Below are 13,831 nucleotides of genomic sequence, written 5' to 3'. Positions count from 1 at the left end.
CTGCGTTCGTTCATGCCGCCGGCCTTTCGTGTTCGAGGGGAGGGCGGTCTCCCGCATCCAGCGAGGTCCGAGACCGCGCCCTCAATCCTCTTCGCGGATGATGTCCGGCACGCCGAGCCGGTCGAGCAGGCGGTCGGTCTCGCGCGCGACGAGGCCGATGTTGCTGTCGCGCACCGTGGGCAGAAGCGCCCGGGCGCGGCGCACCTCGCCGTAGTCGACCTCGGCGGTGATGAGTTCGGGCTCGGATCCCGCCACGGCGAGCGCCTCGCCGAAAGGCCCGAGGATGCGCGAGCCGCCCCAGAAGGTCAGGTCGAGCTCGGGGCCCACGCGGTTCACCATGACCGAGGGTGCGCCGTACATCATCGAGTAGAAATGCATTGTGGCCGCCCAGCCCGCCGGGTTGTCGAAGCCCTCGCCCACGGCTTCCACGCCGGACGAGATCGGCGAGACGAGGAGCGTCGCGCCATGCAGGAACGCAAGATGCGTCAGTGCCGGGTTCCACAGATCGGCGCAGATGAGCAGCCCCAGCCGCCAGTCCTCGTCGATGGCATGGGTGTCCACGAAGCGGCCCTGCGCGTAGTACTTCGTCTCGATCAGCTTGCCGTAGGAGGGCAGGTTGATCTTGCGGTGCAGGTAGATGCAGCGCCCGCCCCTGTAGACGCCCGCCGCGTTGTAGAACTGCGCCGCCGGCCCCTCCTCGATGAAACCGGCGACCACGATCATGTCGCCCGCGGCGCGGCTCAGCTCCAGCAGGCGGGGGTCGTCTCGTTTCATGGTGATGTCGAGAAGCCGCTCGGCCCCGTAATGCCCGACGAGGCTGAGCTCGGGGAAGACCAGAAGCTCCGCCCCCGCCGCGCGGGCCTCTTCGACCCAGCGGCGATGCTCGGCGAAATTGGCCTCGAGATCGCCGATATGGCTCGCGCATTGCGCGGCGGCGATGGTGAGCGTGCGGGTCATGGCGCCTCCGGTGTCGTGCGGACCGGCCCCCCTTGGCGCGGGCCGGGACCCGGGTCAAGCATGGTCCGCGTGCGGCGGGCGCGGGGGCCGGCCGGTGCGCCGCGTCAAGGGGCACGCGCCGCGGCGCGGGGGGCGGGCGGCGTCACTGTCTTTTCGGCGCCTGTCCGTCGTCCCTGGCGGCCCGGTCCTGTCGGTCGCGCCGGTGCGCACGCAGCCAGAGCGCCACCGCGCCGGCCGGCAGAAGCACGACGGCCCAGGCCAGGACGTTGATCCGCGTCAGCTCCGCCTTCAGTTCCGGCGGCACGTGGGGCGACGTCCAGAGCCCGACATTTCCCAGGATCACGAGCACGACGACGCCGATTGCGAGAAGAATGCGCATATAGGGAGGGTAGCGCGCCGGCGCGCCGCGTCAGGGGTGCGGGGTTTGCCCGCATTTCGACCAGAACCAGATCTGAAGCCAGTCGAATTCCGCCACGAGGCCCTGCTCGGCCATCCATGCTTCCTGCAGCTTGTAGGCTTCCCACTCCGTGGCGTTGGGGCACTGCCAGGCGCGGTTGGCGAACTGCACGTCGTGGACGAGCTCGTGCAGCAGGACGGAGCGCTGTCGCAAGTTTGCGGGATCCCATGGCCCCACGAGATAGATCACCCGGGCCTCGTAGTCGTAGACACCGCGCTCCCCGGGCTCCACGAGCGCGTTGCCGCCGGGATAGTCCAGCACGTCGCCCTCGTCACAGAAGAAGATGGCCGGCGGGTCCGTCTTCACCCCGGCCACCTCGTAGCCCGACGCCGCCCCGATCCAGTCGAACAGCCCGGCGACGAGGCCGGGCGAGGGGCGCATGCAGTCCTCGCGCTCCGGCACGATCTCCGCATTGGCAGGGAACGGTGCCGCGAGGACGGCTAGGACCGCGAAGGCGCGAAGGGCAGTATGCATGGGTCGGCAGGATACCGGACCCCGCCCCGTGCGTCATCGCCCGGTTTCAGCCCCTCTCAACGCGGTCGGGTTCATGTCCCGCCCCATCGCGGCCCTGTTGCACGTTCCTCGAAGGACGCGACGCCGACGCCGGCGCACGTCATGCGGGGGTGAGCCGGTCGGAGTGGGACACCGGCCGGAAAGCCGGGCCTTGCCGTTCCGCGTCCGGGCGTCTCGCCGCGGTCGCGGAGTGCCCAGCGGCAACGCCGCGGCCCAGCCGTGACCGCGATGCGGCGCGTTATCCGCGCCCGAGGCACTGGTAGGTTCTGGATACCGTCGACATCATGCAATTGCCCCAACCGTCGAAAGCCTGGCACTGCGTGTTGGTGCCTTCGAACGGCTCGGCCTTCCTGTAGCCCCATGCGCGGCAGCGCGCATCCGCGGACCCTTGTGCGGCCTCCCAGTCGGGCGTGACCATCTCGTAGGAGGATTGCTGGTAAGACAACACGACGTTCGCGTCGGCACGACTGCCGGCCGTGGGAACCGGAACCTTGGTAACCTCCGTGCAGGCAGCGACAAGGAACGGCACGGCGACAAGTATTCTGGTCCAGTTCATCTTTCCCTCGGCTCATGGCGCAACAAGACATGACGGCGCGATCGTCAGGCGGATGCGGCAACCGTCGCCATCACCGTCGCGGGAATGTGCTAACAGAGGGTTAATTCAGGAAACCGAAGCGCGCGACGTTCCGCGGTGAAACGCGCGCGCCTTACCGGCTCAATCCGCCATGCAGCGTCGGCACGTCGAGCGCGGCAAAGCCGTAGTGGCGGAGCCAACGCAGGTCGCTGTCGAAGAAGGCCCGCAGGTCGGGGATGCCGTATTTGAGCATGGCGATGCGGTCGATCCCCATACCGAAGGCGAAGCCCTGCCAGTAGGCCGGGTCGATGTTGCCGGCCATCAGCACCTTGGGGTGGACCATGCCGCTCCCGAGGATCTCCAGCCAGTCGTCGCCCTCTCCGACCTTGAGCTGGCCGCCTTCCCAGGAGCAGCGGATGTCCACCTCCGCCGAGGGCTCGGTGAACAGGAAGTGCGAGGCGCGGAAGCGCAGCTCCACCTCCTCCACCTCGAAGAAGGCGCGCACGAACTCCTCCAGCACCCATTTGAGGTTCGCCATGGAGATGTTGCGGTCGATCGCGAGCCCCTCCACCTGGTGGAACATGGGCGTGTGGGTCTGGTCGTAGTCGGCACGGTAGACGCGCCCCGGGCAGATCACCCGGAGCGGCGCGCCCGCCATCTCCATCGCCCGGATCTGGACGGGCGAGGTGTGAGTGCGCAGCACGTGGGGGGGCCGGTCGTCGCCCTCGGCGCGGTGCATGTAGAAGGTGTCCATCTCGGCGCGCGCGGGATGGTGGCCTGGGATGTTGAGCGCGTCGAAATTGTGCCAGTCGCTTTCCACCTGCGGGCCCTCGGCCACCGAGAAGCCCATGTCGGCGAAGATGGCGGTGACCTCCTCGGTCACCTGGCTGATCGGGTGGATCGTGCCCTGCCGCCGGGTGCGGGCGGGCAGCGTCACGTCGAGCCATTCCGCGCGCAGCCGCTCGTCGAGCGCGGCGTCGGCGAGCGCGGCCTTCTTGGCGGCCAGCGCCGCGTTGATCTCGTCCTTCAGCGCGTTGAGCGCCGGGCCCGCGACCTGGCGCTCCTCGGGGCTCATCTTGCCCAGCTCGCGCATCTTCAGGCTGATCTCGCCCTTCTTGCCCAGGGCCTGGACGCGCAGCGCCTCGAGCGCGGCTTCGTCACCCGCTTCCGCGATGGCGTTGAGGTATGTCTCGCGCAGATCGTCCATGCCGCCCCCCGGGAATTGCGCGGTCTACCTAGCGGGCGGTCCGCGGCGGCGCAAGCGGCTCAGGCGGGCAGGCCCGTCAGCGCCATGCCGTTCCGGCGATGCCGCCGCACGAGGCCGCGCTGGCGGTGACCGGCGGGGATCGGGCGCGCCGGATCGCACAGACGCGTGACCGTGACGCCCGGGAACACGAGCTCGAGCTCCCGCAGCGCCGCCGGTTCCAGCAGGCGCGCGGCCTCGGGCCCCAGCAACAGCGTTTCGCTCGGCGCCCCCTCGGCCAGGATCACCTCGTGACGGTCGAGCACGAGGTGGACATAGGTCAGCGCCCCGGCGGGCGGCTCGCTGCGGATGCCGGGCAGGCCGAGCAGGCGCACGGCCGGGATCAGGACCTCGGATGTTCCGAACATGCGCCGGACGATCGGCGAGGTGACGAGCATCCGGTGCTGTCGCGAGACGCGCAGCGTCCGGTGCGGCAGGCCGCCGCCGAGCGCACCGGCCTCGATCCGCACGGGGCGCAGGCGCGGCTCCTGCGCGAAGGCCTCGGGCCGAACGCATCGCGACAGGCAAAGCCGCAGCGGGCGCACCTGCCCCGCCGCGGTGCGCACCGGATCGCCGGGCCGCAGCGTCTCGACGGGAACCTCCCCGTCGGGGGTGGCGAGCCGGGTGCCGGCGGCGAAGCAGATCGGCGAGACCAGATCGCCGGCCTCGATCGTGGGCTCCCCGGCGAAGCCCGGCCCCTCGAAGGCGCCGACCACGCGCAGATCGACCCCGGCGGGCGGGAAGGCCCCGGGATCGCCGACGAAGGCCAGCCCCTCGACCGTGCCATAGGCGGGCGACTGCCCCGGCTCGTTGATGTTGTAGCCGACGACGTCCCATTCCTCGCCGGTCGCCTCGTTGCGCAGGGTGAGGCGCTACTCGCCCTCCACCACCGTGTTGTCGGAATAGGACGTGCCGTCGAAACTCTGGTTCCCGCGCAGGACCTGGTTGCCGTCGTTGTCGTCGAAGGTGGTGTCGTTGTCGCCGATGCGCGTTTCCTGCCACGCGCGCGAATCGAGGCGGATCGTCTCGCCCACCAGATGCGTGCCGTCGCCCTGGGTGACGCCGCTGAGCGACTTGCCGCCGCTGACCGTGATGTTGGACGCGCCAAGCGCCCAGACCGAATAATTCGGCATCTGATGCCTGCTCCTGCCAGCCGTCGCGGCGATGACCGCGTGCGGCCGGACGCACCGGTTTCGTTGCCCGGCTTCCCTGCCCTGCGCGTTCCATAGCAAAGGGGCGCGGGCCTGGGAAAGCCTGCGCCCCGATCATGGCACCAGTTTGTTGCCCGTGCGTTACGGGCGGTGCGTCGCCTTTCCGCCCGCGGCGATCAGGCCGCCAGCGCGCCCTTGGCCTTCTCGACGATGGCGCCGAAGGCCTGCGGCTCGCGCACGGCGAGATCGGCGAGCACCTTGCGGTCCACCTCGACCCCGGCACGGTTCAGCCCGTCGATGAAGCGCGAGTAGGTCAGCGCCTCGTCATGGGCGCGCACCGCGGCGTTGATCCGCTGGATCCACAGCGCGCGGAAGCTGCGCTTGCGGTTCCTGCGGTCGCGGGTGGCGTACTGGTTGGCCTTGTCGACGGCCTGCTTGGCCACCTTGAAGGTGTTCTTGCGCCGGCCGTAATAGCCCTTTGCGGCCTTGATGACCTTCTTGTGGCGCGCGTGGGTGACGGTTCCGCCCTTGACTCTCGACATCCCGAATCCTCCTCAGCGCTGGTAGGGCATCATCGGCTTGACGATCTGCTCGTCAGCCTTCGACATCACGTCCGTGCCGCGGGCGTTGCGGGTGAACTTGTTCGTCCGCTTGATCATCCCGTGGCGCTTGCCCGCCGGCTGGAACTTGATCCGGCCCGAGGCCGTCACCTTGAACCGCTCCTTGCAGCTCGACTTCGTCTTGCGCTTCGGCATTTCCGTCTCCTTCAGGGTCGGTGGGCGCGCGACTCGGCATGCCGTTCCGGCCGGCCGCGCGGTGCGAGCGCGCCTCTTACAGGCCGCGCGCGCCGCTGGCAAGGGCTACTGAAGCACCCGGCCGATGACGGCGATCACCGCCTCGGGCACGTCGGCCAGCCTGTAGCCGCCCGGCTTCTGCGCGAGCGCCCAGACCACGAGCCCGCCCGCCCCCAGCAGGGCGAGCATGGCCACGCGTGACACGCGCCTTTCCGAATAGGCCGAGACCATGGCCGGAATGGCGAACACCCCGATTCCAAGCCCGATGACCAACGCCGTGTCGGCGTCCATGGCGCGCGCCTCCGCTGGCTTTCCGCAGGGGAAGGCTACTCCGGATCGGACTTGTAGATCAAACGCTCGTCGCAGGGCGCCACGCGCAGGATGTTCGTGGTGCCGGGGACGTTGAACGGCACGCCCGCGGTGACGACGATCTGGTCGTCGCCATCGGCATAGCCCGCGGCCCGCGCCGCGCGCGCGGCATTCACGACGGCCTGCTTGAAACGGTGGAGCTCGGCCGTCATCACGCAATGCGTCCCCCAGGTCAGCGCGAGGCGCCGCGCCACGCCGCGCAGGTTCGTCATGGCGATGATCGGCACGCGCGGACGCTCGCGCGCGATCAGAAGCGCGGTGGTGCCCGACTGGGTGAAACAGGCGATGGCCTTGATCTCGGTGGTCTCCGCGATCTCGCGCGCCGCCGCGACGATGCCGTCGGCGATGCTTTCGCGCCGGGCCACCCGGGAGGCTTCTATGATCTCGGTGTAGGTCGGATCGCTTTCCACCTCGCGGGCGACCGCGTCCATTGTCGTCACCGCCTCCACCGGGTACTGCCCCGCCGCGCTCTCCGCCGAGAGCATGATGGCGTCCGCCCCCTCGTAGATCGCGGTGGCAACGTCCGAGACCTCGGCGCGTGTGGGCATCGGGCTTTCGATCATGCTTTCCAGCATCTGCGTGGCCACGATCACGGGTTTCGCGGCGGCGCGGCACTTGCGGACGATCCGCTTCTGGATCGGCGGCACGTTCTGCACCGGCAGTTCCACGCCCAGGTCGCCCCGCGCCACCATGATCCCGTCCGAGGCGGCGATGATGTCGTCGATGCAGCGCACCGCGGCGGGTTTCTCGATCTTCGACAGCACCGCCGCGCGGCCCTGGACGAGCTGCCGCGCCTCGATCACGTCCTCGGGGCGCTGCACGAAGGACAGCGCGAGCCAGTCGACGCCGAGCGCGCAGACGAATTCCAGGTCGGCCCGATCCTTGTCGGACAGCGCGGCCAGGGGCAGCACCACGTCTGGCACATTGACGCCCTTGCGGTTCGAGACCGTGCCGCCGGTGATCACCGTGCAGTCGGCGAAATCCGCGCCGCAATCCTCGACCCGGAGGCGCACCTTGCCGTCATCCACGAGAAGCTGCGCGCCCGGTTCGAGCGCGGCGAAGATCTCGGGATGCGGCAGCCGCACCCGCGTGGCGTCGCCCTCCGCCGCGTCGAGGTCGAGGCGAAACCGCGCGCCCTCGGCAAGCTCGACCTCGCCGTCCGCGAAGGTCCCGACCCGCAGCTTCGGCCCCTGCAGGTCGGCGAGGATCCCGATGGGGCTGTCGAGCTCCTTTTCCACCTGCCGGATGATGCGGTGACGCTCCGCGATCTCCTCGTGGGTGCCGTGGCTCATGTTGAGGCGGAACACGTCGGCACCGGCCTCGTGCAGCGCGCGGATGCGGGCGTGATCGTTCGAGGCCGGGCCAAGCGTGGCGACGATCTTGACGTTGCGCAGGCGTCTCATGGGGTTTCCTTCAACCGGACCGGGCCGGGCATGCCCGTCGCGTCGCGGCGCATCATGGGCATTTCACTTCCGCCCGCAACTGTCCTATGCAATGGCCCGGCAAGGTGACGCGGAAATGACATATCACCCCTTCCATGTTCATGGCGCGGCGAGGGAGAGCCGCTGGCTCGTGACCTGCGATCACGCGGCGAACACGGTGCCCGAAAGCGTGAATGGCGGCTGCCTGGGCCTGCCCGCCGAGGAGATGGCGCGCCACATCGCCTACGACCCCGGCGCCGCGGGGCTCTCGCGCGCGCTGGCCGACGCGCTGGGCGCGCCCGCGATCCTGTCGAACTTCTCGCGCCTCGTGATAGATCCCAACCGCGGCGAGGACGATCCGACGCTGCTGATGAAGCTCTACGACGGCACGATCATCCCGGCGAACCGCCGCGCCGACGCGGCGGAGGTGGAGCGCCGGCTCGACCTTTTCCACCGGCCCTACCACGCCGCGCTGGCCGGGCTGGCCGCGCGGCGCCCGGACACGGTGATCGTGGCCATCCATTCCTACACGCGCCAGCTGCGCGGGCGCCCGCCCCGGCCCTGGCACGTGGGCGTGCTGCACGGGCACGACCGGCGGCTCGCCGATCCCGTGATCGCGCGGCTGATGGCGGAGCCGGACCTCTGCGTCGGGCGGAACCAGCCCTATGGCGGGCATCTTCCGGGGGATTCCATCGCGCGGCACGCGCTGGCCGAGGGCAGGCTCAACGTGCTGATCGAGCTTCGCAACGACATCATCCGCACCGAGGCGGAGCAGCGGGGCTGGGCGGCCCGCCTCGCGCCCATGCTTGACGCGGCGCTTGCCGAAGCCCAGCTTCCGGCGTGACCGAGGAGGACGCCATGGACGACCAGACCCGCATCGAACTCGAGGCCGCCGCCTTCCGCCGGCTCCGCCGGCACCTCATGGAGGACCGGCCCGACGTGCAGAACATCGACCTGATGAACCTCGCCGGGTTCTGCCGCAACTGCCTGTCGCGCTGGTATCAGGAGGCCGCCGCCGAGCGCGGCATCGAGATGGGCAAGGAAGAGGCCCGCGAGGGTTTCTACGGCATGCCCTATGCCGACTGGAAGGCCCGGAACCAGACGGAGGCGGACGCGGAGACGCAGGCCGCCTTTGAAAAGAGTTTCGCCGCCAACGTGGGCGACAGGGGCTGAGACCGCCCGGCCCGCCGGCGGCGGGCGCCTGCACCCCGGCCCGCGTGGCCGATCAGATCGCGGCCTTCCGGCTTTCCTCGAGGTAGATCTCCCGCAGGCGCCGCGCGACGGGACCCGGCGTGCCGTCGCCCAGCGTCTCGTCGTCGATCTGCACCACCGGCATGACAAAGGCCGAGGCCGAGGTCACGAATGCCTCGTCGGCCGTTTTCGCCTCCTCGAGGGTGAAGCCGCGCTCGTCCACTTCCATCTGCGCCTCGCGGGCGAAACGCAGCACGGCGGCGCGGGTGATGCCGTGGAGGATCTCGTTGCCGAGATGCCGCGTGACGATCTTGCCGTTCTTGACGATGTAGGCGTTGTTGGAGGTGCCCTCGGTCACCTTGCCGTCCTCGACCATCCAGGCGTCGTCGGCGCCCGCGGCCTTCGCCATCATCTTGCCCATCGACGGGTAGAGCAGCTGCACCGTCTTGATGTCGCGCCGCCCCCAGCGGATGTCGGCGATCGAGATCACCTTGAGGCCGGTTTCGGCCTGCGGGCTTTCCGCGAGGCCGGGCTTCGACTGCGTGAAGAGCACCACGGTCGGCGCCGTCTCTTCCGCGTCGGGAAAGGCGAAATCACGGTCGCCCGGATTGCCCCGCGTGATCTGGAGATACACCAGCCCCTCCTCGATGCCGTTCCGGCGCACCAGTTCGCGGTGGATCTCCAGCAGCTCGTCGCGGTCCACCGGCGAGGACAGGGAAAGCTCGGTGAGCGACCGGTCCAGCCGCGCGGCGTGGCCGTCGAAGTCGATCAGCTTGCCGTCGAGCACGCTCGTCACCTCGTAGACCCCGTCCGCGAAAAGGAAGCCGCGGTCGAAGACCGACACTTTCGCCTCGGTCTCCGGCAGGTAGTCGCCGTTCACGTAAACGGTGCGCATGGGCAGTCTCCTTTGTCAGCCCCAGAGGGCGGGCGCGGGCGGGTGCACGCCGGTCTCGTCGTAGGCGAGCGGCGCGGCGCGGTCCTCTGCCAGAAGAAGCGGCCCGTCAAGATCCGTCACCGCCGCACCCTGCGCCACCAGAACCGCGGGCGCCATGGCGAGCGAGGAGCCCACCATGCAGCCCACCATGATGCCGTAGCCCGCCTGCCGCGCCGAGTCGCGCAGAGCGAGCGCCTCGGGCAGGCCGCCTGTCTTGTCCAGCTTGATGTTGATCATGTCGTACTTGCCCGCGAGCGCGGGCAGGCTCGCCCTGTCGTGGCAGCTTTCGTCGGCGCAGACGGGCAGCGGGCGCGCCATGCCGGCGAGCGCGTCGTCCTCCCCGGCGGGCAGGGGCTGCTCCACCATCTCCACGCCGAGCCGCACGAGATGCGGCGCGAGATCAGCGTAGACCTCGGCGCTCCAGCCCTCGTTGGCGTCCACGATGATCCGCGACCGCGGCGCGCCCCGCCGCACCGCTTCCACGCGCGGCATGTCCTCGGGCGTGCCGAGCTTGATCTTCAGAAGCGGGCGATGCGCGTGTCGCGCGGCCTGCGCCTCCATCGCCTCCGGCGTGTCGAGCGAGAGCGTGTAGGCGGTGATCTCCGGGCCGGGCGCGGGCAATCCCGCGAGTTCCCAGACGCGCCTTCCGGCGCGCTTCGCCTCCCAGTCCCAAAGCGCGCAGTCCACCGCGTTCCGCGCCGCGCCGGGGGGCAGCGCCTCTTGCAGGGCCGCACGGTCGATGCCGTCGGGCAGGCCGGCGATCTCGGCCTCCACGCTCTCCAGCGTCTCGTCGTAGCGCGCGTAGGGCACGCATTCCCCCCACCCGGTCGCGTCCGCCCGCGTCACCCGCGCGGTCAGCACCCGCGCCTCGGTGCGCGAGCCGCGCGAGATGGTGAACGCCTGTGCGAGCGGGAACACGTCGCGGCTGGTTTCGATGGCCAAGGGTCCGACTCCTTTCCGCGGGCGCGCCGCCGTCAGATGGCGGCGAGCGCGTCCACGAGACGGCCCGCGCCGTGGCGGAACGGATCGACCGTGGGCAGGCCCATGCGCGCCTCGACCTTCGCGCAGTAATCGCGCGCCTCGTCCTCGCCCATGTGCTGGGTGTTCACCGACACGCCCGCCACCTCGCAGGCCGGATTGGCAACGCGGGCGAGCGGCAGCGCCGTGTCGCGCAGCGCTTCGAGGCTCGGCACCGCGTAATCGGGCAGGCCGCGCAGGTGCTGGCGCGTGGGTTCGTGGCACAGGATCAGCGCATCCGGCTGACCGCCATGGACGAGCGCGAGCGTGACGCCGGAATAGCTGACATGGAACAGGCTGCCCTGCCCTTCGATCACGTCCCAGTGGTCGGTGTCGTTGTCGGGGGTGAGCCATTCCACCGCGCCGGCCATGAAATCGGCCACCACCGCGGCGAGCGGCACACCGTCGCCGGTGATGAGGATGCCGGTCTGGCCGGTGGCGCGGAAACTCGACTTCATGCCGCGCTCGCGCATCTCCGCGTCGATCGCGAGCCCGGTATACATCTTGCCCACCGAGCAGGCGGTGCCGACGCCGAGCACGCGCTTGCCCGTGCGCGGCTTGCCGTCGGCGATGGGATACTTCACCTCGGGCACGCGCACGTCGTGGAGCGCGCGGCCCGTGGCCTTGGCCACCGCCACGAGATCGGGTTCGTCGCGCAGCAGGTTGTGCAACCCCGAGGCGAGGTCCAACCCTTCCTCGAGCGCGGTCACCAGCACCTTCTTCCACGCTTTCGAGATCACGCCGCCGCGGTTGGCCACCCCGATCACCAGCGTTTTCGCGCCGGCGGCCCTCGCAGCCGCGAGATCCATGTCCTCGAGGCCGAGATCGGCCTTGCAGCCCTCCATCCGGTACTGGCCGACGGCGTTCTCGGGACGCCAGTCCTTGATGCCCTGCGCCACCTTCGCGGCCAGCGGATCCGGCGCGTCGCCAAGGAAGAGCAGATAGGGTGTTTCGATCATCGCGGGCCTCCCGTCCTTCGTTCTGCCACCTTACCGCGGGCTGAAGCAATTGCATTGCAAAGCTGAAGACTGAGAGGGGCCGGACGCAAGGTTCTTCGAAAACTTGCCCCGATTCCGCGCAGGATGCTCCGCCCTTTGCAGCGCCAGGGATCACTTCCTTCGATTGCGGCGGCGGTCGGCCGACGATAGCCGCCCCTTGGGGAAATGGCGTCGCTAAGCGCGTGCGCCAGTCCGGATGCGCGTCGGGCCTCGCCCACGGTCCGGCGGCGGGTCGCCCGCGTTCGCGCAAGATCGCGTCGCGCGCGGCCTCTCCCGCGAAAGCGTCTTGCGCGCGAGGGGCCGATTGTCTAGCCCCGGGGCGGACGGACAGTGACATCAGACGAGGACCCGCCCATGAGCTTCCGCATCCCCCCTCAGCCGCCCGCGCGCCCCAATCGCTGCCAGCTCTTCGGCCCGGGCTCGCGCCCGGAACTCTTCGAGAAGATGGCGGCGAGCGCGGCCGACGTCATCAACCTCGATCTCGAGGATTCCGTGGCACCCGACGACAAGGACAAGGCGCGCGCGAACGTCGTCGAGGCGATCAACGGCCTCGACTGGGGCAAGAAGACGCTGAGCGTCCGGATCAACGGGCTCGACACGCCCTACTGGTATCGCGACGTGGTGGACCTGCTCGAGCAAACGAACGGGCGGCTCGATGCCGTCATGATCCCGAAGGCGGGGTGCGAGGGCGACATCTATGCCGTGGATGCGCTGGTGACGGCCGTCGAGGCCGCCAGCGGCAAGGACAAGCGCATCGGGTTCGAAGCGATCATCGAGACGGCGGCGGGCCTCGCCCATGTCGAGGAGATCGCGGCGGCGAGCCCGCGGATGGAGTCGCTGCACCTGGGACCCGCGGACTACGCCGCCTACATGGGCATGGCGACCACCCACATCGGCGGGACGCAGGACAACTACTACATGCTGTCGCCCAAAGAGGGGGACGGCGCCCGCCAGACGCATTACGCCGATCCGTGGCACTATCCGCTGGTGGCGATCGTCGCGGCCTGCCGGACGCACGGCCTCCTGCCGGTGGACGGACCCTTCGGGGATTTCTCGGATCCCGACGGGTTCAGGGCGCAGGCGCTGCGCTCGGCGACGCTGGGCTGCGTCGGCAAATGGGCGATCCATCCCAGCCAGGTGGAGCTGTCCAACGAGATCTTCACCCCCTCGCAGGCCGCGGTGGACAACGCCCGCGCCATCATCGCCGCCATGGAGGAGGCGAAAGCCGCGGGCAAGGGTGCTGTAACCTACAACGGCAAGCTCATCGACATCGCGTCGATCAAGCAGGCCGAGGTGATCGTGCGCCAGTCCGAACTGATCGAGGCGCAGTAGACCGCACTAGAAGGCGCACCTCGAAGGCCCGCCCGGGCGCCCCTGCGCCCGGGCAGACGCGCCGGGTGGCGCGTCCTTCCGTCAGCCCCTTTCGTCCTTGGGCGATGCCATCACCACGTAGGTCTGCAGGGTCTGCACCTGCGGCAGGGCGCCCAGGATGTCGGTGTGGAACCGCTTGTAGGCGGGCAGGTCCGGCACCTCGACCCGCAGCAGATATTCCACCGCGCCCGTGATGTTGTGGCATTCGCGGACCCCCGGCGCGCGGGCCATGGCGCGTTCGAAGGCGTCCTGGCTCGACTTCGCGTGGTGGTTGAGCCCGACCGTCACGTAGGCGACGAAACCGATCCCGGTCTTTTCCGGCGACAGCACGGCGCGGTAGCCCGCGATCACGCCCGCCTTCTCGAGCGCAGCCACCCGGCGCAAGCTGGCGGAGGGCGACAGGCCGACCCGCTCCGCCAGGGCGAGATTGCTGATCCGGCCGTCGCAGGTCAGTTCACGCAATATCCGGCGGTCAATGTCGTCCAACTCGGTCATGAATTGCGTCTATACCGTCTTGCGCGGCATGATTGCAATTTATCGCCGCGAAATGTGGCGAAGTATTGTGCCATGACGCCCGATATCCTTCTCGCCCTCGCCCTTTTCGCCGGCGCGACGCTTTTCACCCCGGGGCCGAACAACCTGATGCTCATGGCATCCGGCGCGAATTTCGGCCTGCGGCGCACGCTTCCGCACCTGGCGGGGGTGGCGTTCGGCTTCCCGCTGATGATCGTTCCCGTGGGCCTGGGCGTCATGCAGCTTTTCGACCTCTGGCCGACCGCCTACACGCTGCTGACGGTCTTCTCGGTCGCCTACATCCTCTGGCTCGCGTGGAAGATCGCGC

At 69.6% G+C, this 13,831-nt stretch carries 19 protein-coding genes; 4 read left to right on the top strand and 15 right to left on the bottom strand.

The features are described from left to right. Positions 1-81: 81 nt before the first annotated feature. The 11 genes from AB6A65_RS08795 to pyk form a co-directional block, all read right to left on the bottom strand. Entirely contained in the window at positions 82-957 is an 876-nt protein-coding gene (locus AB6A65_RS08795; protein ID WP_371038002.1) for a nitrilase-related carbon-nitrogen hydrolase, read from the bottom strand. Between the two features lie 142 nt (positions 958-1,099). After that, on the bottom strand, positions 1,100-1,336 hold the full coding sequence (locus tag AB6A65_RS08790) for a phenylalanyl-tRNA synthetase subunit beta (protein WP_371038001.1): 237 nt from the start codon (positions 1,334-1,336) through the stop codon (positions 1,100-1,102). A 30-nt stretch (positions 1,337-1,366) separates the two neighbouring features. Continuing rightward, positions 1,367-1,888, bottom strand: a complete 522-nt coding sequence (locus AB6A65_RS08785; protein ID WP_371038000.1) for a DUF6647 family protein — start codon at positions 1,886-1,888, stop codon at positions 1,367-1,369. A gap of 277 nt (positions 1,889-2,165) precedes the next feature. Further along, on the bottom strand, positions 2,166-2,483 hold the full coding sequence (gene yecR, locus AB6A65_RS08780) for a YecR family lipoprotein (protein WP_371037999.1): 318 nt from the start codon (positions 2,481-2,483) through the stop codon (positions 2,166-2,168). 151 nt (positions 2,484-2,634) lie between these two features. Further along, positions 2,635-3,708 carry a phenylalanine--tRNA ligase subunit alpha gene (pheS, locus tag AB6A65_RS08775; RefSeq protein WP_371037998.1) on the bottom strand — a complete coding sequence of 358 codons (1,074 nt, stop codon included), beginning with the start codon at positions 3,706-3,708 and terminating at the stop codon, positions 2,635-2,637. 59 nt (positions 3,709-3,767) lie between these two features. Continuing rightward, entirely contained in the window at positions 3,768-4,460 is a 693-nt protein-coding gene (locus tag AB6A65_RS08770; protein ID WP_371037997.1) for a Hint domain-containing protein, read from the bottom strand. A 156-nt stretch (positions 4,461-4,616) separates the two neighbouring features. Then, positions 4,617-4,877, bottom strand: coding sequence for a hypothetical protein (locus tag AB6A65_RS08765; protein WP_371037996.1), 261 nt, complete (start codon positions 4,875-4,877; stop codon positions 4,617-4,619). A 194-nt stretch (positions 4,878-5,071) separates the two neighbouring features. After that, entirely contained in the window at positions 5,072-5,437 is a 366-nt protein-coding gene (gene rplT / locus AB6A65_RS08760) for a 50S ribosomal protein L20 (protein WP_371037995.1), read from the bottom strand. A gap of 12 nt (positions 5,438-5,449) precedes the next feature. Then, positions 5,450-5,650 (bottom strand): 50S ribosomal protein L35, encoded by a 201-nt coding sequence (rpmI, locus tag AB6A65_RS08755; RefSeq protein WP_371037994.1) that lies wholly within the window; start codon positions 5,648-5,650, stop codon positions 5,450-5,452. A gap of 105 nt (positions 5,651-5,755) precedes the next feature. Beyond that, positions 5,756-5,980 (bottom strand): hypothetical protein, encoded by a 225-nt coding sequence (locus tag AB6A65_RS08750; RefSeq protein ID WP_371037993.1) that lies wholly within the window; start codon positions 5,978-5,980, stop codon positions 5,756-5,758. A 35-nt stretch (positions 5,981-6,015) separates the two neighbouring features. Next, a complete protein-coding gene (pyk, locus tag AB6A65_RS08745) occupies positions 6,016-7,461 on the bottom strand; it encodes a pyruvate kinase (RefSeq protein ID WP_371037992.1) in 1,446 nt (481 codons plus the stop codon). Between the two features lie 115 nt (positions 7,462-7,576). Here pyk and AB6A65_RS08740 point away from each other — a divergent pair, with 115 nt between their 5' ends. Both AB6A65_RS08740 and AB6A65_RS08735 read left to right on the top strand, forming a co-directional pair. Next, the gene (locus AB6A65_RS08740) at positions 7,577-8,323 is read left to right on the top strand and encodes an N-formylglutamate amidohydrolase (RefSeq protein ID WP_371037991.1); all 747 of its coding nucleotides are present in this window, start codon (positions 7,577-7,579) and stop codon (positions 8,321-8,323) included. A 14-nt stretch (positions 8,324-8,337) separates the two neighbouring features. After that, positions 8,338-8,652 (top strand): DUF1244 domain-containing protein, encoded by a 315-nt coding sequence (locus tag AB6A65_RS08735; RefSeq protein WP_371037990.1) that lies wholly within the window; start codon positions 8,338-8,340, stop codon positions 8,650-8,652. 52 nt (positions 8,653-8,704) lie between these two features. Here AB6A65_RS08735 and AB6A65_RS08730 read toward each other — a convergent pair whose 3' ends face one another. The 3 genes from AB6A65_RS08730 to dgcN are packed head-to-tail and all read right to left on the bottom strand — an operon-like array spanning position 8,705 to position 11,580. After that, positions 8,705-9,565 carry a D-amino-acid transaminase gene (locus tag AB6A65_RS08730; RefSeq protein ID WP_371037989.1) on the bottom strand — a complete coding sequence of 287 codons (861 nt, stop codon included), beginning with the start codon at positions 9,563-9,565 and terminating at the stop codon, positions 8,705-8,707. Positions 9,566-9,580: 15 nt separating this feature from the next. Then, positions 9,581-10,546 carry an N-acetyl-D-Glu racemase DgcA gene (gene dgcA, locus AB6A65_RS08725; RefSeq protein ID WP_371037988.1) on the bottom strand — a complete coding sequence of 322 codons (966 nt, stop codon included), beginning with the start codon at positions 10,544-10,546 and terminating at the stop codon, positions 9,581-9,583. Between the two features lie 32 nt (positions 10,547-10,578). Continuing rightward, positions 10,579-11,580: an N-acetyltransferase DgcN gene (gene dgcN / locus AB6A65_RS08720; RefSeq protein ID WP_371037987.1), complete on the bottom strand. Its 1,002-nt coding sequence runs from the start codon at positions 11,578-11,580 to the stop codon at positions 10,579-10,581. Positions 11,581-11,973: 393 nt separating this feature from the next. On the opposite strand from dgcN, the gene AB6A65_RS08715 reads away from it, so the two are divergent. Continuing rightward, positions 11,974-12,951: a CoA ester lyase gene (locus AB6A65_RS08715; RefSeq protein WP_371037986.1), complete on the top strand. Its 978-nt coding sequence runs from the start codon at positions 11,974-11,976 to the stop codon at positions 12,949-12,951. Positions 12,952-13,032: 81 nt separating this feature from the next. Here AB6A65_RS08715 and AB6A65_RS08710 read toward each other — a convergent pair whose 3' ends face one another. Next, positions 13,033-13,485, bottom strand: coding sequence for an Lrp/AsnC family transcriptional regulator (locus tag AB6A65_RS08710; RefSeq protein WP_371037985.1), 453 nt, complete (start codon positions 13,483-13,485; stop codon positions 13,033-13,035). Between the two features lie 72 nt (positions 13,486-13,557). Between AB6A65_RS08710 and AB6A65_RS08705 the strand changes: the two genes are divergently transcribed. Next, the coding region (locus AB6A65_RS08705; RefSeq protein WP_371037984.1) for a LysE family translocator at positions 13,558-13,831 on the top strand (274 nt) is incomplete at its 3' end.

The organism is Rhodosalinus sp. FB01 (assembly GCF_041365715.1).
Lineage (GTDB): Bacteria > Pseudomonadota > Alphaproteobacteria > Rhodobacterales > Rhodobacteraceae > Rhodosalinus.
This window is presented reverse-complemented; position numbering and strand designations above follow the sequence as displayed.

Excerpts from the sequence above, each read along its gene's own strand:
- rpmI (WP_371037994.1), bottom strand. The coding sequence starts at position 5,650 with ATGCCGAAGCGCAAGACGAAGTCGAGCTGCAAGGAGCGGTTCAAGGTG.
- AB6A65_RS08735 (WP_371037990.1), top strand. The coding sequence starts at position 8,338 with ATGGACGACCAGACCCGCATCGAACTCGAGGCCGCCGCCTTCCGCCGG.
- AB6A65_RS08740 (WP_371037991.1), top strand. The coding sequence starts at position 7,577 with ATGACATATCACCCCTTCCATGTTCATGGCGCGGCGAGGGAGAGCCGC.
- AB6A65_RS08790 (WP_371038001.1), bottom strand. The coding sequence starts at position 1,336 with ATGCGCATTCTTCTCGCAATCGGCGTCGTCGTGCTCGTGATCCTGGGA.
- AB6A65_RS08795 (WP_371038002.1), bottom strand. The coding sequence starts at position 957 with ATGACCCGCACGCTCACCATCGCCGCCGCGCAATGCGCGAGCCATATC.
- AB6A65_RS08715 (WP_371037986.1), top strand. The coding sequence starts at position 11,974 with ATGAGCTTCCGCATCCCCCCTCAGCCGCCCGCGCGCCCCAATCGCTGC.
- pheS (WP_371037998.1), bottom strand. The coding sequence starts at position 3,708 with ATGGACGATCTGCGCGAGACATACCTCAACGCCATCGCGGAAGCGGGT.
- yecR (WP_371037999.1), bottom strand. The coding sequence starts at position 2,483 with ATGAACTGGACCAGAATACTTGTCGCCGTGCCGTTCCTTGTCGCTGCC.
- rplT (WP_371037995.1), bottom strand. The coding sequence starts at position 5,437 with ATGTCGAGAGTCAAGGGCGGAACCGTCACCCACGCGCGCCACAAGAAG.
- AB6A65_RS08750 (WP_371037993.1), bottom strand. The coding sequence starts at position 5,980 with ATGGACGCCGACACGGCGTTGGTCATCGGGCTTGGAATCGGGGTGTTC.
- AB6A65_RS08730 (WP_371037989.1), bottom strand. The coding sequence starts at position 9,565 with ATGCGCACCGTTTACGTGAACGGCGACTACCTGCCGGAGACCGAGGCG.
- AB6A65_RS08785 (WP_371038000.1), bottom strand. The coding sequence starts at position 1,888 with ATGCATACTGCCCTTCGCGCCTTCGCGGTCCTAGCCGTCCTCGCGGCA.
- AB6A65_RS08710 (WP_371037985.1), bottom strand. The coding sequence starts at position 13,485 with ATGACCGAGTTGGACGACATTGACCGCCGGATATTGCGTGAACTGACC.
- AB6A65_RS08765 (WP_371037996.1), bottom strand. The coding sequence starts at position 4,877 with ATGCCGAATTATTCGGTCTGGGCGCTTGGCGCGTCCAACATCACGGTC.
- dgcN (WP_371037987.1), bottom strand. The coding sequence starts at position 11,580 with ATGATCGAAACACCCTATCTGCTCTTCCTTGGCGACGCGCCGGATCCG.
- pyk (WP_371037992.1), bottom strand. The coding sequence starts at position 7,461 with ATGAGACGCCTGCGCAACGTCAAGATCGTCGCCACGCTTGGCCCGGCC.